This is a genomic window from Cupriavidus ulmosensis, from assembly GCF_977008105.1.
The window spans coordinates 562367-585035 of sequence record NZ_CDRMWP010000001.1; the positions used below are offsets into that span (position 1 = coordinate 562367).

Genomic DNA, 22669 nt, shown 5'->3' on the forward strand with positions numbered 1-22669 from the left:
ATTGCTATAGTCAATCGCCGCCTACCCATCCGAACAGATCCAGTCATCCGGCGGTGACTCGCGGCGGCGGCTCGCGCCGCGAGTGTGGACGCAACGGGCACCACCAATCACGAAGGAAGACAGAACATGGGTACGACAACGACGCGGCAGCCATTCCGGGCGGCCGCAGCCGCATTCTTCGGGACCACCATCGAGTGGTACGACTTTTTCTGCTACGCCACCGCGTCGGCCCTGGTGTTCGGCGACGTGTTCTTCGCCACCAAGGACCACTTCATGGGCACGCTCGCGTCGCTGGGCACCTTCGCCGTGGGCTTCGTGGCGCGGCCCTTCGGCGCCATCCTGTTCGGCCACCTGGGCGACAAGGTGGGCCGCCGCGAAGCGCTGATCATCACGCTGCTGCTGATGGGCGTGTCGACCACGCTGATCGGGCTGCTGCCGTCGTATCACGCCATCGGCATCTCGGCGGCGGTCCTGCTGGTGATCCTGCGGCTGGTCCAGGGCGTCGCCGTGGGCGGCGAGTGGGGCGGCGCGGTGCTGATCGCCGCCGAGCACGCGCCGTGGCGCTGGCGCACCTTCCTGGCCGCCGCGCCGCAATACGGCAGCCCGGTCGGCCTGATCATGGCGACCTCGATCTTCCAGGTGGTGTCGGCGCTGCCCGAGAACGATTTCAGGAGCTGGGGCTGGCGCATCCCGTTCCTGGTGAGCGCGGTGCTGGTGCTGGTGGCGTTCCTGATCCGGCGCGGCGTCAACGAGAGCCCGGAGCTGGAGGCGCACCGCGAGGCGCGCGCGCGGAGCGCGCACGCGGTCGAGGTCGCGCCGCTGCGCACGATCTTCGCGCGCTTCAAGGGCCGGCTGGTGGCGGGGATCGGGCTGTCCATGCTCGGCATCTCCGGGTTCTACTTCATCACCACGCTGATGATCACCTACACCACCAACTACCTGCACGTCGCCAAGCCCGACATCCTCAAGATCGTCACCTACACCGGCCTGGTCGAGTTCCTGAGCTTCCCGCTGGCCTCCTATCTCGCCCATCGCCTCGGCGAGCGCAGGTTCATCGCCATCGTGTCGGGCGCGGCGGTGCTGTGGGCGGCGCCCATGATGATGCTCATCCTGACCCGCGACCTGACCAACATCGCCATCGGCATCCTGGTGGCCACGGCCTTCATCGGCGCCTACTACGCGGTGCTGGCGCCGTTCCTGCCCAAGGCGTTCCCGGTCAACGTGCGCTACACCGGCATCTCGCTGAGCTTCCAGATCTGCGGCGCCGTCTTCGGCGGGACCACGCCGCTGGTGGGACTGTGGATCGCGCAGCAGTACGGCCTGCAATGGGGGCCGCTGGCGCTGCTGTTCGCGCTGATCGCCGGCAGCACGTTCCTGGCCGCGCTGCTCATCCCCAATGGCGAGGGCGCGTCCGCGGAGGACCGCCAGGAAGCGGCCGGCGACTATCCCGGCATGGCCGTGGAGCGGGGCTGAGGCGCGCGCGGGGGCGGCTTCGGCGGCCGCATCGGAACATCCGGAAACCGGCGCCAGGGTGCTGCCGCCGGCAATGATCTCAAAGGCAAACGCATGAACCAGAACGAACTCGCCACGCCGCTGGCGGACTCTCTCGCCGCGCGCATTCTCGACGCGGTAGACAGCGGCTTCGACACGCAGACCGAGCTGCTCCGGCAGCTGGTCAGGATTCCCTCGCAGCGCGGCGAGGAAGCGACGGCCCAGGATTTCATGGCGCGGCAATACCGCGCGCGCGGTTATGCCGTGGACCAGTGGCAGATCGACGTCGAGAAGATCCGGCACCTGCCGGGCTTCTCGCCGGTGGCGGTCTCGTATGACAACGCCTTCAACGTGGTCGGCGCGCATCGCGCGCGCACGCAGGCCGGGCGCTCGCTGATCCTGAACGGGCACATCGACGTCGTGCCCGTCGGGCCGCTGGCGCAATGGACGCGCGACCCGTACAGCGCCGAGATCGTCGACGGCTGGATGCACGGGCGCGGCGCCGGGGACATGAAGGCGGGGCTGGTGGCCTGCATGTCGGCGCTGGACGCGCTGCGCGCGGTGGGCCTGCAGCCCGCGGCCAACGTGTACCTGCAATCGGTGGTGGAAGAGGAATGCACCGGCAACGGCGCGCTGGCCTGCCTGCAGCGTGGCTACCGGGCGGACGCCGCCTTCATTCCCGAGCCGCTGCTGCCCAAGCTCATGCGGGCCCAGGTCGGGCCGATGTGGTTCCAGGTGCAGGTCGACGGCGACCCGCAGCACGCCTCGGCGGCGTTCTCGGGCGCCGGCGCCAACGCGATCGAGAAGGCGATCTTCCTGATCGGCGAGCTGAAGGCGCTGGAAGTCACCTGGAACGCGCGCAAGAAGGACTACCGGCACTATTGCTGCCACCCGCATCCCATCAACTTCAACCTCGGCAAGATCGCCGGCGGCGACTGGGCTTCGAGCGTGCCCGCGTGGTGCCACTTCGACATGCGCGTGGCGGTGTATCCGGGCCAGAGCCTGGCGTCCGCCAGGGCGGAGATCGAGGCCTTCATCGCCGCGGCCGCGGCCCGCGATCCTTTCCTGGCCAAGCATCCGCCGCGCGTGATCTACCACGGCTTCATGGCCGAGGGTTACGTGCTGGAGAACGGCGAGGACGTGGAAGCCGCGCTGCGCGCCAGCCACGAGCGCGTGTTCGGCGAGGCGCTGCAGGAGTATTCGACCTCGGCCGCCACCGACGCCCGGTTCTTCGGCCTGTACGCCGACACGCCGGCCATCGTCTACGGCCCGGAATGCCGCATGCCGCATGGCTACGACGAGGCGGTCAACCTGCAGTCCGTGCGCATGGTGACCAAGACGCTGGCGCTTTTCATCGCCAGCTGGTGCGGCGTCGAGGCGCTGGCGGCCTAGCGCCGCCGGCCGGAGGGACTGCCGGAGAGGGTCGAAGAGGGCATCGCGGAAAGGGGGCCGGCGGGTCCGCGATTCAGGATACTGGCCCGGGAGCGCCACTAGCTGCGACAATGCTTCCTTCGGCAACGAGCGGCGGCGGGCGATTCCCGGTCTCGCCGCGGCGAGACAGTGTGATCTTGAAACCCCTCCTTCCCATCCTCGCAACCCTGTGCGCCTGCCTGGCGGCCCAGGCAGCCCCGGCCGCGCCGCCCGCCGACCAGCCCGGCGCCGGCGCCGCGCCCGGCAAGGCCGCGCCGCGCGCGGCCGGCAAGGCGCCGCCCGCGCCGGCGCTCCGGCCGGCCGCGCCGCCGCTCTCGCCGGGCAACCGCGACCAGTACGCGCTGCGCCCGGAGCGCGAGGCGCAGCCGCAGAGCAGCTTCGGCCTGCGCATGAAGCCCGGCTGGGTATCGCAGGGCGGCGTCGACGACGACGGGCGCTAGCGCCCGCCGCGCCTCAGCCGCGCGCGAAGATGCTGTGGAAGTCGGGCGTGCCGCTGGCCTGCGCGGTGAGGTCGAGCGAGGCCTCGATGTGTTCCAGGTGCTCGGTCATCAGCGCGCCGGCGCGCGCGGCGTCGCGCTTCTCGATGGCGTCGATCAGCTCGCGGTGCTCGTGCTCGGGGCAGGCGGGCGCGCCCGGGCGGTCGTAGAGCGTGATGATCAGGCAGGTCAGCGAGACCATCTCGCGGATCAGCTTTTCCAGGATCGCGTTGCCGGCGATCTCCGCCAGCAGGATGTGGAACTCGCCGGACAGGCGGATCATGGCGGCGCGGTCGCCGCGGCCGCGCGCGCTGTCTTCCTCCTGCGCGTGGCGGCGCAGGCTGCGGATGCGGGCCGGCGTGGCCTGCCGCGCCAGCACGCCGGCCAGCTCCGGCTCCACCACGCGGCGCGCCTGGAACACCTGGCGTGCCTCGTCCACCGTGGGGCTGGCGATGAAGGCGCCGCGGTTGGGCACCAGCGTCACCAGCTTCTCGTGCGCGAGCCGCGCGAACACCTGGCGGATGCGCGCGCGGCTCGCTCCGGTGACTTCGCACAGGCGCTCCTCCACCAGCTTGGTGCCCGCCAGCAGGCGGTGCTCCATGATCGCGGTGAGCAGGTGGAGGTAGATCGTCTCGGCGGGCGAGCCCTCGCCGGCCTCGGCCGCCTCGGTCGCCTCCGCGGCGTTGTCCTTGTCCTTGTCCTTCGGTTTCGCTTTGCTTCTGCTGGTTGCCATCTGGGTACGCATGGTCGGCTTGCCGCCGAGATTGGCGACGAAATTCCCGCATATCGTACACAAGTCGGCTGGCAGGCCGCGCGCTCAGTTGAGCGCGAACGGCGCCAGCATGCCGGCGTAGGCCTTGGGCAGCGGGCGCGCCCAGTCGCCGCGCTTGCTGGTGCCGAGCCGGATCGAGACCATTCCCTCGGCCATCTTCACCGCCGCGCTCACGCCGTCGATCACCGGCGCGCCGATGGCCTCGGCGATCTCCTCGCACAGGTCGGCCATGCCGGCGCAGCCGAGCACGATGCAGTCGCTGCCGTCGCGCGCGAGCGCGCCGCGGCAGGCCTCGGCGACGATGCGGCGCGCGTCCGAGCCGGGCCGCTCCAGCTCCAGCACCGGCAGGTCGCAGGCGTGCACCGCGCGGCAGAAGCGCTTCATGCCGTAGCGCTCGGCCAGGTGCCAGGCGATGTTGCAGGTGCGCGCCAGCGTCGTCACCACGCTGAAGCTGGTGCCGACCATGCTGGCCATGTGCATGGCCGCCTCGGCCACGCCGATCACCGGGCCGCGCGCGAGCTCGCGCGCCGCGTACAGGCCGGGATCGCCGAAGCAGGCGATCACGTAGCCGTCGGTGCCGTCCTGCTCGCCGGCCAGGATCTCGTCGAGGATGCCGGGCACCGAGAGCGCCTCGTCGTAGTGGCTCTCGATCGAGGCCGGCCCCATGCGCGGGCTGACCGCGACGATGCGCGTGCCGGGCGCGGCCACGGCGGCGGCGCACTGCCCGATCTTGTCGGTCATGCTCTGGGTGGTGTTGGGGTTGATGATCTTGAGCTTCATGGCGGGTCTTCGGGGTCGGGTGTCCGGGGTCAGATGTCCGGGGTCAGATGTCTAGGGAATTCAGCCGCGGTCGGCAAGGTGCGCCGCCATCAGGCGCGGCGCCAGCAGGCGGTACAGCAGCAGGGCCATGCCCATGCCGATGAACCAGCTGTAGTTCGCCAGCCCCTGCCACGCCGGCACCACCACGCACAGGATGGGCACCAGCGCCGACGGCAGCAGGGTGAGCACGGCCGCCGGGTTGTAGCCGTTGCGGTACCAGTAGCGGCCTTGCGCGCTCATGGTGTAGAGGTCGTCCACCGCCACGCGCTGCCGGCGCACCAGGTAGTAGTCGGCGATCAGGATGCCGAACAGCGGGCCGATGAACGCGCCCAGGATGTCCAGCGTGTAGTGGATGACCTGCGGGTTGTTGTAGAGATTCCACGGCGTGATGAAGATCGACGCCACCGCCGCGATCATGCCGCCGGTGCGCCAGCTGATGTGCTTCGGCGAGACGTTGGAGAAGTCGAACGCCGGCGAGACGAAGTTGGCCACGATATTGATGCCGATGGTGGCGGTCATGAAGGTGAACGCGCCCAGCAGCATGGCGAAGGTGCTGTCGATGTGGCTGACGGTCTCCACCGGGTCGGTGATGAGCTTGCCGAACACCGGCAGCGTGGCCGAGGTGGTGATCACCGTGAGCAGCGAGAAGCCGAGGAAGTTGACCGGCAGGCCCCAGAAGTTGCCGCGCCGCACCGCGCGGAAGTCCTTCGCATAGCGCGAGAAGTCGCCGAAGTTGAGCATCGGGCCGGAGAAGTACGACACCACCAGCGCGATCGCCGTGAGCATCACCGGCACCGCGTCCCAGCCGGTGTACTTGAGGAAGCTCAGCGTGAAGTTGACGTTCTGCCAGCCGGCCTTCTGCACCAGCCAGATCGCCAGCGCGATCATCACCACGTAGACCGCCGGGCCGGCCCAGTCGATGAATTTGCGGATGGTCTCCATGCCGTTCCAGAACACCAGCGCCTGCAGCACCCACAGCGTCATGAACGCGCACCAGCCCAGCGCGGACAGTCCGGCGAAGCCGTGCAGCTTCGCATCCGCATACGGTGCCAGCGCCGGGAAGAAATGCAGCGCCAGCACCAGGAACGCGCTCGACGCGAGATAGGTCTGGATGCCGTACCACGCCACCGCGATCAGCCCGCGGATCACCGCCGGGATGTTGGCGCCGAGCACGCCGAACGAGGCGCGGCAGATCACCGGGTAGGGCGTGCCGGTGGCCTGGCTGGGCCTGGCCACGAGGTTGCAGAAGAACTGCACGATCACGATGCCCACCAGCAGCGACACCAGCACCTGCCAGCTCGACAGGCCCAGCGCGAACAGGCTGCCGGCGGTGATGTAGCCGCCCACGCTGTGCACGTCGGACATCCAGAACGCGAAGATGTTGTAGGTGCCCCAGGTCTGCCGGCGCAGCGGGGCGAGGTCCTCGTTGGTCAGGCGCTCGTCGTAGCCGGGCTTGACGAGGGCGTTGCCGTGCGCGTGGCCGGCGGCCTGGGCGGCGTCGGGCGACGCGGTGGGGGTGGCAGTCGCTTGCATCGTGGATCTCTCCTGGTGGCGGATGCCGGCCGGGCGGCAAGGCGGTCCCGCTGGACGGGCCGCGCCCGGGCCGTGCGTGGCGAGGCGCCGGCCGCGTTCCTGTGCGCGGCCCGCATTTTTATTGAGAACAAAATTGTCTACAAAACTAACTGATGTTGTGGACAGATTTGTAGGCGATAAAGGCGAGAGAGTCAATGCGGCGGGGATCGGGACAATCCCTAGGCGGCGGCCGCGCGCGGCCGGGCCGGGGCTGGCGCCCGGCGCCGCGCAAGATGGCGCGGGAATTGCTCCGTGCCCGGGCCGGCGCCGATACCGCGGCCACCGGCTTTGCGCTACGCTTGCGCGGATGCGCCGCTTCTCCCCGCTTCCCCCCGCCTCGCCGCGCGCCCGCCGGCGCGGGGCCACCCGACACCAAGGAGTGCAGATGTCCACCAGCCAGCCCGGCCCGGCCGCCGCCCGCGCCGCCGTCCATCACCTGCGCGCCTCGCGCATCCGCGAGGTGGCCAACGCCGGCATCGGCCTGCCCGACGTGCTGCCGTTCTGGTTCGGCGAGTCCGACCAGGTCACGCCCGCCTTCATCCGCGACGCCGCCAGCCGCGCGCTGGCCGGCGGCGCCACGTTCTACACGCACAACCTCGGCATCGCGCCGCTGCGCGAGGCGCTGGCCGGCTACGTGAGCGCGCTGCACGGCGCCACCGCGGCGGACAACGTGGCCGTCACCAGCGCCGGCGTCAACGCGCTGATGCTGGCCGCGCAGCTGGTGGCCGGCCCCGGCGACCGCGCCGTGGCGGTCACGCCGCTGTGGCCCAACCTGGTGGAGATTCCCAAGATCCTCGGCGCCGAGGTGGAGACGGTCTCGCTCGACTACGGCGCGCACGGCTGGACGCTCGACCTGGACAAGCTGCTGGCCGCGCTCACGCCCGGCACGCGCCTGCTGATGATCAACTCGCCCAACAACCCGACCGGCTGGGTGATGTCGCGCGCGGACCAGCAGGCCGTGCTCGACCACTGCCGCCGGCACGGCATCTGGATCATCGCGGACGAGGTCTACGAGCGGCTCTACTACGGCGGCGGCGAACACGCCGTGGCGCCGTCCTTCCTCGACATCGCCAGCCGCGACGAGCGCGTGATCTGCGTGAACTCGTTCTCGAAGGCGTGGCTGATGACGGGCTGGCGGCTGGGCTGGATGGTGCTGCCGGCGGCGCTTACCGGCGATCTCGGCAAGCTGATCGAGTACAACACCTCGTGCGCGCCGTCGTTCGTGCAGGAGGCGGGCATCGTGGCCGTGCGCGAGGGCGAGGCCTTCACGCGCGAGCTGGTCGGCAAGCTGCGCGCGGCGCGCGACCACCTCGTGAGTGCGCTGTCCGAAGTGCCCGGCGTGGACGTGCATGCGCCGGAGGGCGCGATGTACGTGTTCTTCCGGCTCGAGGGCGCGCGCGACAGCCTGGCGCTGTGCAAGCAGCTGGTGCGCGAGGCGCATCTGGGCCTGGCGCCCGGCAGCGCGTTCGGCGACGAAGGCGAAGGCTTCGTGCGCTGGTGCTACGCCTGCGACACCGCCCGCCTCGACGAAGGCGCGCGCCGGCTACGGGCGTTCCTGGGGCGCTGACGCCAACGCCTTGCCAGTGGCGGCGGCCTGCTCCTGCCACCAGCCGCCGCCCAGCGCCTGCAGCAGCGCGGCCGAGTCGGAGAAGCGGCTCGCGCGCGCCTGCGCCAGCGTCAGCCGCGCCTGCCGGTCCTGCCGCTCGGCATCGAGCACCGCCAGCTGGCTGACGCCGCCGAGGCGGTACTGTTCCCTGACCACGGCCAGCGTGGCGGCGGCCTCGCGCGCGCTGTCGGCGCGCGCGCGCAGCGCGTCGGCGTCGGCCTCGAGCGCGCGCAGCGTGTCGGCCACTTCGCGCAGGCCGCTCAGCACCGCCTGCCGGTAGGCGGCCAGCGATTGCTCGTAGGCCGCCTCGGCCGAGCGCTTGCGCGCCACCAGCTCGCCGCCGCGGAACACCGGCTGCACGATGCCCGCCGCCAGCGACCACACGTTGAAGCTGTCGAACAGGTTGCGCGTGGACATGGCCTGGGTGCCGGCGCTGCCGCTCAGCGTGAGCTGCGGATAGCGCTGCGCGGCGGCGACGCCGATATTGGCCGAGGCCTGGTGCAGCAGCGCCTCGGCCGCGCGGATGTCGGGCCGGCGCCGCGCCAGCGCGGACGGCAGGGTCAGCGGCAGCGTGTCGGGCAGCGTCAGGTCTTCGAGGCGGAATTCGGGCAGGCCGGCGCTTGCCGGTTCCTGGCCCGCGTACACCGCGAGCTGGTGGCGCGTGGCGGCAAGCTGCTGGACCAGCCCCGGCAGCAGCGCCTGGCTCTGCGCCAGCTCGCCGCGCTGGCGCCGCACGTCGAGCGCGGCCACGCCGCCGGCCTGGTGGCGCTGCTCCGTGATGGCGAGCTGCTGCTGCTGGGCCCGCACGATGGCCTCGGTGTCGGCGATCTGCGCGCGCAGGCTGGCCTCGCGGATCGCCGCGGTGGCCACGTTGCCGGCCAGCGCCAGGCGCGCCGCCTCCAGCTCGAAGCGCTGGTAGTCCACCGCCGCGCGCAGGCCTTCGAGCTCACGCCGCGCGCCGCCGAACAGGTCGAGCGTGTAGGAGACCGTCACGCTGGCGCCGTACAGCGTGAACGGGCCCGGGCTGGGAAACGCGGTGATGCCGACCGAGGCAAGGTCGACCTGCTCGCGCGTGGTGTTGAGCTTGGCGTCCACGCGCGGCGCCAGCAGCGCGCCGGTGCTGGCGGAGAGGTCCTGGCGCGCCTGCTCCAGCCGCGCGCGCGCCTGCGCCAGCGTGGGGCTGGCGTCCAGCGCGGCGCGGATGGCGCGGTCCAGCGCCGGGCTTTGGAACAGCGTCCACCATTGCGCCGGCACGTCGGCACCGGCCAGCAGCGCCTGCGCGTGGCCGTCCGGCGCGTCGGCCGCGCCGGTGCGCTGCGGCTGCGCGCCGGCGGTGTAGGTGTCGCCGGCGGGCGCGGGCGGCACCGCGAAATCGGGGCCGACGGCGCAGCCGCCGAACGCGAGCGCGAGCGCGGCGGGCAGCATGGAGACGAGAACGCGCGGCGAGGCTGGCATGGCCGGCTCCCTTAGTCGAGTGTGCGGCGGTAGAAACGCACCGCGATGGCCATCACCACGGCGGTAAACAGCAGCAGCGGCCACACGTCGGGCCACAGCTCGGCCCAGCCGTTGCCCTTGAGCAGGATGCCGCGGATCATGCGGTTGAAGTAGGTCAGCGGCAGCACGCTGCCGATGCCCTGCGCCCAGCGCGGCATGCCCTGGAACGGGAACATGAAGCCCGACAGCAGGATGCCCGGCAGGAAATAGAAGAAGGTCAGCTGCACCGCCTGCAGCTGGTTCTGCGCCAGCGACGACAGCGTGATGCCGACCGTCAGGTTGGCGGCGATGAACAGCAGCGCGGCCAGGTAGACCGCCAGCACCGAGCCGACGAACGGCACGTGGAAGACCCAGCGCGCCGCCAGCAGGATGATGGTGGACTGGATCAGGCCGATGAACACGTAGGGCACGATCTTGCCGGTGATGACTTCGAGCGGCCGGACCGGCGTGGCGAGCAGGTTCTCCATCGTGCCGCGCTCGCGCTCGCGCGTCATCGCCAGGCCGGTCATCATCACCATCGTCATGGTCAGGATCACGCCCATCAGGCCGGGGATGATGTTGTACGGCGTGAGGCCCTCCGGGTTGTAGAGGCGCTGCACCTGCACCTCGAACGGCGCCTTGCCGCCCGCGAGATGCGCGAGCGCGCCCCGCAGGTCCTTGTCGGCCACCGAGTAGGCCAGCTGCGGCAGCGCGGCGATGGCCTGGCCGGTGGCGGACGGGTCGGTGGCGTCGGCCTCGACCAGCAGCGCCGGGCGCTCGCCGCGCAGCAGCCGCGCGGTGAAGTCGGGCGGGATGGTGAGCACGAACTGCACGTCGCCGCGGCGCAGCGCGGCGCGCCCGGCCGCTTCGTCGGGCAGGGTGCGGGTCACGCGGAAATACGTGGAAGCCTGCATGCCGGCCACGAACGAGCGCGTGAATTCGCTGTGGTCCGCCGCGATCACCGCGGTGGGCAGCTGGCGCGGGTCGGTGTTGATGGCGAAGCCGAACAGCATCAGCTGGATGATCGGCAGGCCCACGATCATGCCGAAGGTGATGCGGTCGCGGCGCAGCTGCAGGAACTCCTTGATGACGATGCTCCACCAGCGCTGCGGCGAGAACGCGAAGCGCCCGCCATTGCCGTTGCCGCTCATCGCCCGGCCTCCTTGCCGGCGCGCATGTTGTCGTCGGCGCGGCTCATCATGTGGATGAAGACGTCTTCGAGGCTGGTGTCGATCCGCTCCAGCCGGTGCCGCGCGCCGGCCACGCGGCGCAGCGTGGCTTCGAGCGCGGCTTCGTCGTGCCCGGTGACGTGCAGCGCGCTGCCGAACACCACGGTCTGCTCGACCCCGGGCGCGCCGCGCAATTGGTCGGACAGCGCGGAAAGCTGCTCGCCCAGCACGCTCCACGTGACCAGCTTCTGGCTGGCCACCACCTCGCCCGCGGTGCCCTGCGCCAGCAGCTTGCCGTAGGCGATGTAGGCGAGCTTGTGGCAGCGCTCGGCCTCGTCCATATAGTGCGTGCTGACCAGCACCGAGATGCCGCGCGCGGCGAGCTGATGCAACTGCGCCCAGAAATCGCGCCGCGCCTTCGGGTCCACGCCGGCGGTGGGCTCGTCGAGCAGCAGCAACTGCGGCTCGTGCAGCAGGCAGGCGGCCAGCGCCAGGCGCTGCTTCCAGCCGCCCGAGAGCGAGCCGGCCAGCTGCTGCGCGCGGCTGGCCAGGCCGAGTTCCTCGAGCGCGCGGTCCACGGCCTCGCGCCGCTTCGGCATGCCGTACACGCGCGCGACGAAATCGAGGTTCTCGCGGATGGAGAGATCGTCCCAGTAGGAAAATTTCTGCGTCATGTAACCCACGCGGCGCTTGATCTGCGCGCTCTCGCGCAGGATGTCGTAGCCCAGGCAGGTGCCGCTGCCGCCGTCAGGCGTGAGCAGGCCGCACATCATGCGGATCGAGGTGGTCTTGCCGCTGCCGTTGGGGCCGAGGAAGCCGAAGATCTCGCCGCGCCCGACCTGCATGGCGAGCTTGTCGACCACCACCTTGTCGCCGTAGCGCTTGGTGAGGTCGCGCACGTCGATGACCCATCCGGCGTGGCCGTTGCCGCGCGGACCGGGCGCTGCCGCAGGCATGGCGGATGCGCTCATGGCCGCGCCACCTCGACCGGCTGGCCCGGGTGCAGCTTCGGCGCGTCGGCCGCGGCCGGGCGCGCTTCCACCAGGAACACCAGCTTGGCGCGCGTCTCGTTGCTGTAGATCACCGGCGGCGTGAACTCGGCCTGGCTGGAGATGTAGCTGACGGTGGCGTCGACCGGCGCGGCGCAGCCGTCGCAGCGCACGCGCACCGGCTCGCCGGTCCTGAACGCGCCGACCACGGTTTCCGGCACGTAGAAGCGCACCTTGACGTTGCCCGGCGGCAGCAGCCTGACCACCGGGCTGCCGGCCGGCACCCAGTCGCCGCGGCGGAACGGCGTGTCGTAGACCAGGCCGGCCTGGGTCGCGCTCACGGTCTTGCGCGAGAGCTTCCACTCGGCCTGCGCCAGCGCGGCGCGCGCCGCGGCCACCTGGGCCTCCTGCGCGGCGCGCTGGGCGCTGCGCCCGGGCAGGCGCGCCACTTCCACGTCGCGCTGCAGTTCGCGCACGCGGGCGGCGTCGGCGGCGGCCGTGGCGCGGCTTTCCTCGAGCTGCGCCTGGGACACGCCGCCGATGGCGAACTGCGCCTGGTCGCGCCGGTATTGCGCCGCGCTGCGCAGCGCGCCGGCCTGCGCCTGCGCGAGCTGCGCGCGGGTGGCGTCCACCTCGGGCGGGCGCTTGCCGGTCTGCAGGTCGGCCGCCTGCGACTCGGCCGCGCGCACCTGCGCGGCGGCCTGCTGCCGCGCGGCGCTTTCGTCGTCGGCTTCGAGCGCGAACAGCGGCGCGCCGCCGGCGACCTGCTGGCCGCGCTGCACGGCGAGCTGGTCGAGCCGCCCGGCGAACGGCGAGGCCACGCTGACGAACTCGCCCTCCACGTAGCCTTGCCAGGCGGGCGGCGCGTCGTTGCCGCACGCGCCGAGCAGCGCGGCGGCCGCGGCCGGCAACGCCAGGGCGGCGGTCCGGCGGGAGAGGTGGAGAAGGTGGCGAAGGCGGTGGCGGTGCATGGCAGGCTCCGTGCGCATGGCTGGGTCTCAGGCGGAGGGGCTGGGAGGCAGCGGCGACATCCCGTGCGCGAGCAGCGCGCCGACGTGGCGCGCCAGCGCCTCGGGGTCGATGCCCTGCGCGCCGGGCAGGCGCTGCCAGATATGCGTGGTGGCCAGCGGCAGCAGCGCCAGCCCGATCAGAGACACCATCAGCAGCGCCGGCTCCACGCCCGGGTTGAGCTTGCCGGCCGCGCGCGCGGCGCCCAGGTGGGCGGTGACGATGCCGGCGCGCTGCAGCGCGATCTTCTGCAGCACGCGCTCGTGCAGCTGGCCTTCCGCGTTGACGATCTCGCGGATCCACAGCCCGGGGAACCACGGCGTGGCGGCGGCGGCGCGGATCAGCCGCGTGGCGATGCCGACCAGCATCGCGGTGGGATCTTCCTGGTCCGCCAGCGCGGGCGCGAAGACCTGCTCCACCAGCGGCTGCAGGCGCTCGTCGACCACCGCGTCGAGCAGCTGGTCGCGGTCGCGGAAGTAGTAGTGCACCAGCGCCGGCGTGACGCCGGCATGCGCGGCAATGGTCCTGATCGGCGTGGCGGCCACGCCGTGCCGCGCGAACAGGGTGGTGGCGGCGTCGAGCAGTTGCCCGCGCTGGCCGGCCGTGGCCGCCTTGCCGGCGGCTGGCCGGCCCGGGCGGCGGGGCGGGGAAGGCGAGCGGGCGGGCGGCGGCGTGGGCATGGGGCAAGCGCTGTGCGGGAACATAGAAATATTAATTGTTGGGTTAATTAATTCAAGGCCGGTTACAAAAATGACGATGGCCTGGGACCGCGGCGCACCCGCGCGGGAAGCGGAATGTTGCAATGCAGCAATGCAAGGTAGACATGTCATAAAGCCTTGGCTATGCTTCGTCCCGCCAATTCGCCAGGCAGCACCGTTGCTGCCGCCGGCCGCCCCGCCGGTCAGGTTTCTCCCCGGATTTTTCATGCTGCTTCGCCGTCTCACCGCCGCCCCGGCGCGGTTCCGCTTGTCCGTTGCCTGCCGCTTGCCGGCCGTCGCCCTGTCGCTGCTGGCCTGCGCCGGCATGGCGCGGGCGCAGGACGCAGGCCCGGCGCCGGACCCGATGCCGGCCTCGGGCAGCCTGGTGAACGAGGCCGACGCGCCGTTCTCGTTCCACGGCCAGACCACCTATATCTGGCAGCGCAAGCCGGCCTTCGGCGCGGCCTACTCGGGCGACAACAGCCTGGCCGCGCAGCGCGCCAAGAGCTATTCGTTCAGCACCACGCTCGATCTGGGGATCCGCCTGTGGCGCGGCGCCGAATTCCACTTCAACCCGGAGGTGACGCAGGGCGTGCCGTTCTCCGAGCTGCACGGCCTGGGCGGCCTGCCCAACGGCGAGCTGGCCAAGGTGTCGAGCACCAACCCGGTGTTCTACCGCGCGCGCGCCTTCGTGCGCCAGACCTGGGGCCTGGGCGGCGGCAGCGAGGACGTCGAGGCCGATTTCAACCAGTTCGCCGGCAGCGTCGACAAGCGCCGCGTGGTGCTGACCGCCGGCAATTTCGGCGCGCTCGACGTGTTCGACCAGAACGAATTCGGCTCCGACCCGCGCACCCAGTTCATGAACTGGTCATTCCTCACGCACGGCGCGTTCGACTACCCGGCCGACGCGCGCGGCTACGACTGGGGCGTGGCGCTGGAATACATCGGCGACGCGTGGTCGGCGCGCATCGGCCGCTTCCTGCAGCCGCTCGAATCCAACGGGCTGGAGCTGGACACGCGCATGTTCCAGCACTACGGCGACATCCTCGAACTGGAAAAGCGCTACAGCATCGCCGGCCAGCCCGGCACCGCGCGGCTGCTGTTCTTCCGCAACAAGGCGCGCATGGGCGCGTTCAGCGACGCGCTGCAGTTCGGCGCCGCCACCGGCACCACGCCGGACGTGGCCAACGTGCGCGAGGAACACGCCAAGATCGGCGTGGGGCTGACCCTGCTGCAACGGATCAACGAATCGCTGGGCGTGTTCGCGCGCGCCAATATGTCCGACGACAAGACCGAGACCTACGCCTTCACGGAAATCGGCCGCCAGGTATCGGCCGGCGGCGTGCTCAACGGCAACGCCTGGGGCCGCCCGCGCGACGCGGTGGGGCTGGCCGTGGCGGTCAACATGCTGGGACCGCGGCACCGGGCGTATCTGGAGGCCGGCGGCCTCGGGGCGTTTCTCGGGGACGGCGCGCTACGGTATGGGCCGGAACAGGTGATGGAGTTGTATTACAGTTTTCAGCCGGTCAAGTATTTGAGTATTAGTCCGGATTTTCAGTATATTCGGAATCCTGGATATAATCGGGATCGGGGGCCGGCCAAGTTTTATGGGGTCAGGTTGCATGGGGAGTTTTGAGTTTTTTTGAGTTCTTGTTTGGGCGGTTTGGGTACTTGAACCCAAAGGCTGTATGACATCCCCGCTGCGCGGGGCTGCCAGTGTGGTGGTCTAATGATCCTGGACACTTCAAAAGGTAGACTTCCGGTCAACTAGAGAGGTGATGATGGGACGCAGAGATTTCTCCGACGAGTTCAAGGCCGACGCAGTGAACTTGGTGCTAGAGCAGGGATATTCAGTGACCAATGCCGCCAAGGCACTGGACATTGGTGAGACAGCGCTTCGTCGTTGGATTGGCAATCGCCAGGCGAAGCCGGTACCGACCACAAGTGACCCGACGGGCTTGACGCCCGACCAGCGCCGCATCCGGGATCTGGAGCGGCAAGTGGCCCGGCTGGAGCGTGAGCGCGACATCCTAAAAAAGTCCACGGCCTTCTTCGTCAAGGAACTCGATCGCAATACGAAGTGATCGAACAGGCGGAGAAGGTCTGGCCGGTGGCGGTGGTGTGCGAGACCCTGGGCATGCCGCGCAGCACCTACTACGCGTGGAAGGCCCGGCAAGCCAAGCCGCGTGCCCAACGTGAGGCGCTGATGGGTCAGGTCCAGGCGATTCATGAGACGAGTGGGCAAAGCTACGGCAGCCGCCGCATGTCGCAGGAGCTGCGCAGACGAGGCCATGCTGTCGGACGCCATCGAGCCAGAGGATTGATGCGGGAAGCCCAGGTCGCGGTCCGGAAGGCTCGCAAGCATTATTACTCGAAGGGCGGGAAGTCCTCGGCCATAGCGCCGAACCGATTGAACCGGCAGTTTGTCGTCGCGCAACCGAACCGGGTGTGGGCTGGAGATGTGACCTTCATCTGGACGCAGCAAGGCTGGCTGTACCTGGCCGTGGTGATGGACCTATTCTCGCGGCGGGTGGTGGGTTGGGCTTACTCGAATTCGGCCGACACGCGGCTAGTGGTGAGGGCACTGAGAATCGCGCTGTCGAGCCGGCAGCCGGCCGAGGGCCTGATGTTTCACTCGGATCAGGGCAGCCCGTATGCCAGCCATGCGTTCCAGGAATTGTTGCGCGAAGAAGGGATCACACCGAGCATGAGTCGGGCGGGCAACTGCTGGGACAACGCGGTCGTCGAGCGTTTCTTCTGCAGCCTGAAGGGCGAGCGCATCCGCGACCGGATCTACTGCGACCGCGCGGAGGCACAGGCGGACATCACGAACTACGTGCTGTTCTTCTACAACCAACAGAGATTGCACTCGGCCGCGATGAACATGCCGCCTGCCGAGTACGAGAATTTAAAGATAGAAGTGGCCAGAAAAGTGTCCAAGATTACTTGACCACCACACAGTCACTTTCTTTTGTCTGAAAAGAAAGTAACCAAAGAAAGCAGACCCCTTGCAGGGGGGCTGGGCGCTCAGACTTTATAACTGGTGCTGGTTTCGTGGTGCGGGCGTTGGCTTCGATGGGACTGCTGACGCTACCGGTTTGCCCGCCTGCGGCGTCGCAAACGAAATTGGATTCGTGGTGGCGCTGCATGATGGCGATGGCCCAGGCCCTTCAGGCTGCTGCCGCGACCGGGGCGGATGCCCACGGTATAGGGACGGTGCTGGTTTCGTGGTGGGCGCGGTGGCCCCTGTTCGAGCGCGGTGCCGAACAGTTGAAAAGCAATCCCGGTTCCAGCAACCCAACACACCCGCGCTGGGTCCACCACGCCCACCACGAAACCAGTGCCGGTGCTACGCCGTGATCGCCAAAACCGGTAACGGCAGATGTCCGAACCAGCAGTGCGCCCGCCATCATAGGTCTGACCCCGCAACCCATACCGCCAGCCAGATCGCGGCCAGCCGAACCGGTAACGGCAGGATGCCAGCAGAACCACAGGCCCCACCACGAAACCACCAACAAGAGAAATCCCAACGTTTCTGCCCCTGCCGGCCAGGCAGCCCGCTTTCTTTGCCTACTTTCTTTTCGGGGAAAAGAAAGTAGGTCGCTCCGGGGGAGCGAAAGCCTTTGACTTTGACTTTGACGTTCAGAAGTGGACGTTAAGCAGTTGACTTCGAAGCTAAATAATTAAATTCAAAGCCTCTGAATATAAACTGCCAAGAAATCCAAAACTCCCCCAATCAAAAAAATCTACTGCCGACCATTCCGCCGATTATCCGGCCACGGAGTATTGTAATTAGTCCGAAACGGATTAATATCAAGCCCCCCCCGCCGCGTATACCGCGCATAAACCGCCAGCTTCACCGGCCTGCACTCCCGCATCACGTCAACAAAAATCCTCTCCACGCACTGCTCATGAAACTCGTTATGGTTGCGAAACGAGATCAGATACTTGAGCAGCCCTTCCTGGTTGATCGGCGCGCCAACGTATCGGATCTGCACGCTGCCCCAGTCGGGCTGGCCGGTGACGAGGCAGTTCGACTTGAGCAGGTGCGACACCAGCGTTTCCTCGACCGGCGGCTCGTCCTGGTTCGCGCGCAGCAGGTGCGGCGCGGGTTCGTAGATGTCGGTCTCGATGTCGAGGCGGTCGAGCTGGATGCCGTCGAGTTCGCCCATCTTCTGGCTGCCGAGGTCGGCCTCGTTCACCAGGCGGACCTGCACGGTGCCGCCGGTGGCTTCGGAGAGGTCGTGGTGCAGCAGTTGCTGCACGGCCTCGGGCGAGGCGATCTTGCTCTGGTTGAACGAGTTCAGGTAGAGCTTGAACGACTTGGACTCGACGATGTTCGGCGTGTCGGCGGGAATGATGAAGCTGGCCAGCGCGACCTGCGGCTTGCCTTTCAGGTTCAGCCACGACAATTCGTAGGCGTTCCAGATGTCCACGCCGAAGAAGGGCAGGGCGCGGCCTTCGGCCAGGCCGATCTCGGTGCGCTTGGGCTGGCGCGGGATCGGGAACAGCAGCGTGGGATCGTATTCGGTCTTGTAGGCCGAGGGCTTGCCCAGCGGCGAGTGTTCGGGGAGGCTCATGGGGGCTCCGGGGCGGTGGGTCTTCTCCCTCTCCCGCGGGCGCGGGAGGGGGAGGAAGACCTCGGCTATCGGTCAGGTGGCCGGGCGGTCCGGCGTTTCGGCAAATCAGGACAGGAACAGCTTGTACACCGGATTCTCCGTCTCTTCCCAGTGTACGTAGCCCAGCGTGGCGAGGAAGGCGCGGAACGCGCGTTTCTCGTTCTTGGGCACCTGGATGCCGACCAGGATGTTGGACGTGTCGCCGCCCTGGTTGCGGTAGTGGAACAGGCTGATGTTCCAGTTCGGGCTCATGCTGGAGAGGAAGCGCATCAGCGCGCCCGGGCGCTCGGGGAACTCGAAGCGGTACAGCAGTTCGTCGTGCGCGAGCGGCGAATGGCCGCCGACCATGTAGCGGATGTGCTGCTTGGCCAGTTCGTTGTTGGACAGGTCCACCGTCTCGAAGCCGTGGCGGCGGAAGCCCGCGGTGATCTTCTCGTTTTCCGCGCGGCTGCTGATCTGCACGCCGACGAAGATGTGCGCGGTGCTGTTGTCGGCGATGCGGTAGTTGAACTCGGTCACGTTGCGCGTGCCGACCTGTTCGCAGAAGCGGCGGAAGCTGCCGCGCTCCTCGGGGATGCTGACCGCGAACACGGCTTCGCGCGCCTCGCCCACCTCGGCGCGCTCGGCGACGAAGCGCAGGCGGTCGAAGTTCATGTTGGCGCCGCAGGCGATGGCCACCAGGTGCTGGCCCTTGAGCTTCTCGCGCTCGGCGTAGAGCTTGAGGCCGGCCACGGCCAGCGCGCCGGCCGGCTCGAGGATGCTGCGGGTGTCCTGGAACACGTCCTTGAGGCCGGCGCAGATCGCGTCGGTGTCCACCAGCACGATCTCGTCGACCAGCTCGCGCGTGATGCGGAAGGTTTCCTTGCCGACCAGCTTGACCGCGGTGCCGTCGGAGAACAGGCCCACTTCCTTGAGTTCCACGCGCTTGCCGGCGTCCACCGAGCGCTTCATCGCGTCGGAATCCACGGTCTGCACGCCGATCACCTTGATCTCCGGGCGCACCGCCTTGATGTAGGAGGCGATGCCGGAGATCAGCCCGCCGCCGCCGATGGCCACGAACACCGCGTGCAGCGGGCCCGGGTGCTGGCGCAGGATTTCCATCGCGATGGTGCCCTGGCCGGCGATCACGTCGGGGTCGTCGAACGGGTGGATGAAGGTCAGCTTGTGCTTCTTCTCCAGTTCCACCGCGCGGTTGTAGGCATCGCTGTAGGAGTCGCCGTGCAGCACGATCTGCACCCATTCGCCGCCGCGCTCGCGCACCGCGTCGATCTTCACCTGCGGGGTGGTGACGGGCATCGCGATGATCGCCTTGCATTGCAGGCGCGCCGCCGACAGCGCCACGCCCTGCGCATGGTTGCCGGCCGAGGCGGCGATCACGCCGCGCCGCAGTTCCTCGGGCGTGAGCGAGGCCATCTTGTTGTAGGCGCCGCGCAGCTTGAACGAGAACACCGGCTGGGTGTCCTCGCGCTTGAACCACACCGAGTTGCCGGTGCGCGCGGACAACTGCTGGGCAAAGGTGAGATCGGTTTCCTGCGCCACGTCATACACTTTGGTGGTCAGGATTTTTCTCAGGTAATCGGTTTTGCGGGTCATCGTGGACAGCCAGGGCAGGGATGGCGAAACCGTCAATGATAAAGGATGGCGCGCCGCCCGATGCCTGCGCCGGCACCCGGCGCGCGCGCAGCGCGGGCCGCGCAGCGCGCCGGGAGCAGGCTGGCGCACGTGCCCGGCGCCCGCACCGCGGCGGTGCAGGCGCCGGCGTGGTGCAGCCCGCGCGGCCGCGCACCATGTAGGACGGCGCCCGGTGGACGCTGTCAAAACACTCTGATACGGTGTAGCGCAATGCCTCCCTTGCCTCTCATCGAACCCGACACGGCGCTGTTCCTGGATTTCGACGGTACGCTGGCGGACCTCGCGCCCCGCCCTGACCTGGTACGGGTCGAACCGGAACTGGTGGGGACCCTGCGCGCCCTGCACCGCCACCTGGACGGCGCCGTGGCGCTGGTGTCCGGGCGGCCCATCGCCGAACTGGACGACTTCCTCAAGCCCCTGCAACTGCCCGCGGCCGGCGTGCATGGCGCGGAACTGCGCGACGCCGGCGGCCGCCGCCTGCGCGAGCCCGATCCGGGCGTGCCGCTGCTGCTGCCGCCGCTGCAGGCGCTGGTGGCGGCGCACGCGGGGCTGCAGCTCGAGCGCAAGTCCGTCGCGGTCGCGGTCCATTACCGCGCCGCGCCCGAGCTGGAGGGGCTGGTGCGCGACTTCGCCGCGCGCCTGGCCGCCGGCGCGCCCGGCATCGAGGTCCTGCACGGCAAGATGGTGGTGGAGCTCAAGCCGGCCGGCATCGACAAGGGCGGCGCCATCGACACCTTCATGCGCGGCCCGCCGTTCGCGCGGCGCCGGCCGCTGTTCGCCGGCGACGACATCACCGACGAAGCCGGCTTCGCGGTGGTGCGCCGCCTCGGCGGCCTGGGCGTGCTGGTCGGCGAGCGGCCCAGCGCGGCCACCGTCAGCGTGGCCGGGCCGGCGGCGCTGCGCTGCTGGCTGCACCGCTCGGCCAAGGCGCTGGAAGTCATGGCGGCGGCCGGCAACATGCCCACGGCGCCTACAGCGCCCGCTTCGCACGCTTCGCCTACGCCGTCCGCGCCACCCGCCGAGTCCGCCCCCACATCCACGACGACGCCTTGAGGGAGAAATTGCTGTGAGCCAATCATCCACCGAGGACAGCCAGCCGCGTGCCGCCGGCGCCACCCGCCACTATGCCGATCCCTCGCTCTCGCTGGGCATGATCGGCAACTGCGCGATCTCCGCGCTGGTCGACGGGCGCGGCCGCTACGTCTGGTGCTGCCTGCCGCGCTTCGACGGCGATCCGGTCTTCAACGCGCTGCTCGACCCGGGCGAGAACGCCGGCCACTTCGCCATCGAGATCGAGGATTTCCAGGAAGCGCAGCAGTGGTACGAGCCGAACACCGCGGTGCTGCGCACGCGGCTGACGGACCGCCACAACAACTGCATGGAGATCACCGATTTCGCGCCGCGCTTCTTCCGCCTGGGCCGCTATTTCCGGCCGACCACGCTGATCCGGCGCATCCGCCCGGTGCGCGGCGCGCCGCGCGTGCGGGTGACGGTGGCGCCGCGCTTCGACTGGGGCCGCGTGGCGCCCGAGATCACGCGCGGCAGCAGCCACGTGCGTTACATCGGCGACGGCATGACGCTGCGCATGACCACCAACGCGCCGCTGACCTATGTGCTGTCGCGCACGCCCTTCCTGCTCACGCGCAGCCTCGACTTCATCCTCGGCCCCGACGAGACGCTGCAGGGCGGGGTGGAGGAGATCGCGCGCGACTTCGAGCAGGAGACCACCGCCTACTGGCGCCTGTGGAGCCGCCGCCTGGCGGTGCCGCGCGAATGGCAGGACGCGGTGATCCGCGCCGCCATCACGCTCAAGATGTCGCTGTTCGAGGAGACCGGCGCCATCGTCGCGGCCATGACCACCAGCATCCCGGAGGCGCCCGGCAGCGGCCGCAACTGGGACTACCGCTTCTGCTGGCTGCGCGACGCCTTCTTCGTGATCCGCGCGCTCAACAGCCTGTCCGAGGTGGGCACGATGGAGGACTACCTGCGCTGGCTGTCCAACGTGGTGATGCAGTCCAAGGACGGCCACATCCAGCCGCTGTACGGCATCGGCCTGGAGCTGGAGCTGCCCGAGAGCGTGCTCGATCACCTCTCCGGCTACCGCGGCATGGGGCCGGTGCGCGTGGGCAACCAGGCGCAGGAGCACTTCCAGCACGACGTGTACGGCAACGTGGTGCTGGGCGCGGCGCAGGCGTTCCACGACCACCGCCTGCTGCACCGGGGCGGCGCGGCCGAGTTCCGCGTGCTGGAGACCGTGGGCGAGCAGGCGGTGCGCGTGTTCGGCACGCCCGACGCCGGCATGTGGGAGCTGCGCACGCGCGCGCGCGTGCACACCTCGTCGGCGCTGATGAGCTGGGCCGCGTGCGACCGCCTGGCCAAGATCGGCGACGCGCTGCAGCTGGCGGGCCGTGCGGCGTACTGGCGCCGGCACGCGGACGTGATGAAGGAGCGCATCGTGCGCGAGTCGTGGAGCGAGGAGCGCCAGGCGTTCGCCGAGAGCTTCGGCGGGCGCGAGCTGGACGCCAGCGTGCTGCTGATGGCCGAGGTCGGCTTCATCGCGCCGCAGGACGAGCGCTTCATGTCCACGCTCCGGGCGATGGAAGCCTCGCTGTGCGACGGGCCCTACATGCGCCGCTACGAGGCGCCCGACGATTTCGGCAAGCCCGAGACGGCGTTCAACATCTGCACCTTCTGGCGCATCGACGCGCTCGCCCGCGTGGGGCGCCGCGAGGAGGCGCGCGAGATCTTCGAGGCCATGCTGGCGGCGCGCAATCCGCTCGGCCTGCTGTCCGAGGACACCCATCCCGTCACCGGCGAGATGTGGGGCAATTTCCCGCAGACGTATTCGATGGTGGGCCTGATCAATGGCGCCACGCGCTTGTCGGCACCGTGGGACGCGGTGATCTGAGCCGGC

At 69.5% G+C, this 22669-nt stretch carries 18 protein-coding genes; 8 read left to right on the forward strand and 10 right to left on the reverse strand.

Annotated elements, in window-relative coordinates:
- The first annotated feature begins 126 nt into the window (after positions 1 to 126).
- The 3 genes from ACWTPI_RS02515 to ACWTPI_RS02525 all read left to right on the forward strand — a co-directional run bounded on the left by ACWTPI_RS02515 (position 127) and on the right by ACWTPI_RS02525 (position 3362).
- The gene (locus ACWTPI_RS02515; RefSeq protein ID WP_454730889.1) at positions 127 to 1473 is read left to right on the forward strand and encodes an MFS transporter; all 1347 of its coding nucleotides are present in this window, start codon (positions 127 to 129) and stop codon (positions 1471 to 1473) included.
- A gap of 93 nt (positions 1474 to 1566) precedes the next feature.
- Positions 1567 to 2883, forward strand: coding sequence for an ArgE/DapE family deacylase (locus ACWTPI_RS02520; protein ID WP_454730890.1), 1317 nt, complete (start codon positions 1567 to 1569; stop codon positions 2881 to 2883).
- Positions 2884 to 3059: 176 nt separating this feature from the next.
- Positions 3060 to 3362, forward strand: a complete 303-nt coding sequence (locus ACWTPI_RS02525) for a hypothetical protein (protein ID WP_156173681.1) — start codon at positions 3060 to 3062, stop codon at positions 3360 to 3362.
- A 13-nt stretch (positions 3363 to 3375) separates the two neighbouring features.
- Here the strand turns inward: ACWTPI_RS02525 and ACWTPI_RS02530 are convergent, their stop codons facing one another.
- The 3 genes from ACWTPI_RS02530 to ACWTPI_RS02540 all read right to left on the reverse strand — a co-directional run bounded on the left by ACWTPI_RS02530 (position 3376) and on the right by ACWTPI_RS02540 (position 6522).
- Positions 3376 to 4131 carry a GntR family transcriptional regulator gene (locus ACWTPI_RS02530; RefSeq protein ID WP_454730891.1) on the reverse strand — a complete coding sequence of 252 codons (756 nt, stop codon included), beginning with the start codon at positions 4129 to 4131 and terminating at the stop codon, positions 3376 to 3378.
- Between the two features lie 84 nt (positions 4132 to 4215).
- The gene (locus ACWTPI_RS02535) at positions 4216 to 4950 is read right to left on the reverse strand and encodes an aspartate/glutamate racemase family protein (RefSeq protein WP_454730892.1); all 735 of its coding nucleotides are present in this window, start codon (positions 4948 to 4950) and stop codon (positions 4216 to 4218) included.
- A gap of 60 nt (positions 4951 to 5010) precedes the next feature.
- Entirely contained in the window at positions 5011 to 6522 is a 1512-nt protein-coding gene (locus ACWTPI_RS02540) for an NCS1 family nucleobase:cation symporter-1 (RefSeq protein WP_020206799.1), read from the reverse strand.
- Between the two features lie 424 nt (positions 6523 to 6946).
- Between ACWTPI_RS02540 and ACWTPI_RS02545 the strand changes: the two genes are divergently transcribed.
- A complete protein-coding gene (locus ACWTPI_RS02545; protein ID WP_454730893.1) occupies positions 6947 to 8128 on the forward strand; it encodes a pyridoxal phosphate-dependent aminotransferase in 1182 nt (393 codons plus the stop codon).
- Here ACWTPI_RS02545 and ACWTPI_RS02550 read toward each other — a convergent pair.
- The 5 genes from ACWTPI_RS02550 to ACWTPI_RS02570 are packed head-to-tail and all read right to left on the reverse strand — an operon-like array spanning position 8105 to position 13486.
- Positions 8105 to 9622 (reverse strand): efflux transporter outer membrane subunit, encoded by a 1518-nt coding sequence (locus ACWTPI_RS02550; protein WP_454730894.1) that lies wholly within the window; start codon positions 9620 to 9622, stop codon positions 8105 to 8107. The genes ACWTPI_RS02545 and ACWTPI_RS02550 overlap by 24 nt on opposite strands.
- An 11-nt stretch (positions 9623 to 9633) precedes the next feature.
- Positions 9634 to 10791, reverse strand: a complete 1158-nt coding sequence (locus ACWTPI_RS02555) for an ABC transporter permease (RefSeq protein WP_059410435.1) — start codon at positions 10789 to 10791, stop codon at positions 9634 to 9636.
- Positions 10788 to 11765: an ABC transporter ATP-binding protein gene (locus ACWTPI_RS02560; RefSeq protein WP_454732438.1), complete on the reverse strand. Its 978-nt coding sequence runs from the start codon at positions 11763 to 11765 to the stop codon at positions 10788 to 10790. Before ACWTPI_RS02560 ends, ACWTPI_RS02555 begins: the two co-directional genes overlap by 4 nt.
- Before the next feature lie 11 nt (positions 11766 to 11776).
- Positions 11777 to 12769 carry an HlyD family secretion protein gene (locus ACWTPI_RS02565; protein ID WP_454730895.1) on the reverse strand — a complete coding sequence of 331 codons (993 nt, stop codon included), beginning with the start codon at positions 12767 to 12769 and terminating at the stop codon, positions 11777 to 11779.
- A 27-nt stretch (positions 12770 to 12796) separates the two neighbouring features.
- Complete coding sequence (locus ACWTPI_RS02570) at positions 12797 to 13486, reverse strand: TetR/AcrR family transcriptional regulator (RefSeq protein ID WP_454730896.1); 690 nt, start codon at positions 13484 to 13486, stop codon at positions 12797 to 12799.
- 244 nt (positions 13487 to 13730) lie between these two features.
- Here ACWTPI_RS02570 and ACWTPI_RS02575 point away from each other — a divergent pair, with 244 nt between their 5' ends.
- Both ACWTPI_RS02575 and ACWTPI_RS02580 read left to right on the forward strand, forming a co-directional pair.
- Positions 13731 to 15140: a carbohydrate porin gene (locus ACWTPI_RS02575; RefSeq protein WP_454730897.1), complete on the forward strand. Its 1410-nt coding sequence runs from the start codon at positions 13731 to 13733 to the stop codon at positions 15138 to 15140.
- Between the two features lie 145 nt (positions 15141 to 15285).
- Positions 15286 to 16454 (forward strand): IS3 family transposase gene (locus ACWTPI_RS02580; protein WP_454732439.1). Its coding sequence is split into 2 segments (ribosomal slippage): positions 15286 to 15544 and positions 15544 to 16454, totalling 1170 coding nucleotides; the frame shifts between segments, so codons are not numbered across the junction.
- Positions 16455 to 17250: 796 nt separating this feature from the next.
- Here ACWTPI_RS02580 and queF read toward each other — a convergent pair.
- Positions 17251 to 18084 (reverse strand): NADPH-dependent 7-cyano-7-deazaguanine reductase QueF, encoded by an 834-nt coding sequence (gene queF, locus ACWTPI_RS02585; protein ID WP_059410450.1) that lies wholly within the window; start codon positions 18082 to 18084, stop codon positions 17251 to 17253.
- Between the two features lie 105 nt (positions 18085 to 18189).
- Positions 18190 to 19716, reverse strand: coding sequence for a threonine ammonia-lyase, biosynthetic (gene ilvA / locus ACWTPI_RS02590; RefSeq protein WP_454730898.1), 1527 nt, complete (start codon positions 19714 to 19716; stop codon positions 18190 to 18192).
- Positions 19717 to 19965: 249 nt separating this feature from the next.
- On the opposite strand from ilvA, the gene otsB reads away from it, so the two are divergent.
- On the forward strand, positions 19966 to 20808 hold the full coding sequence (gene otsB / locus ACWTPI_RS02595) for a trehalose-phosphatase (protein ID WP_454730899.1): 843 nt from the start codon (positions 19966 to 19968) through the stop codon (positions 20806 to 20808).
- A gap of 97 nt (positions 20809 to 20905) precedes the next feature.
- Positions 20906 to 22663, forward strand: a complete 1758-nt coding sequence (locus tag ACWTPI_RS02600) for a glycoside hydrolase family 15 protein (RefSeq protein ID WP_052166018.1) — start codon at positions 20906 to 20908, stop codon at positions 22661 to 22663.
- Positions 22664 to 22669: the final 6 nt, after the last annotated feature.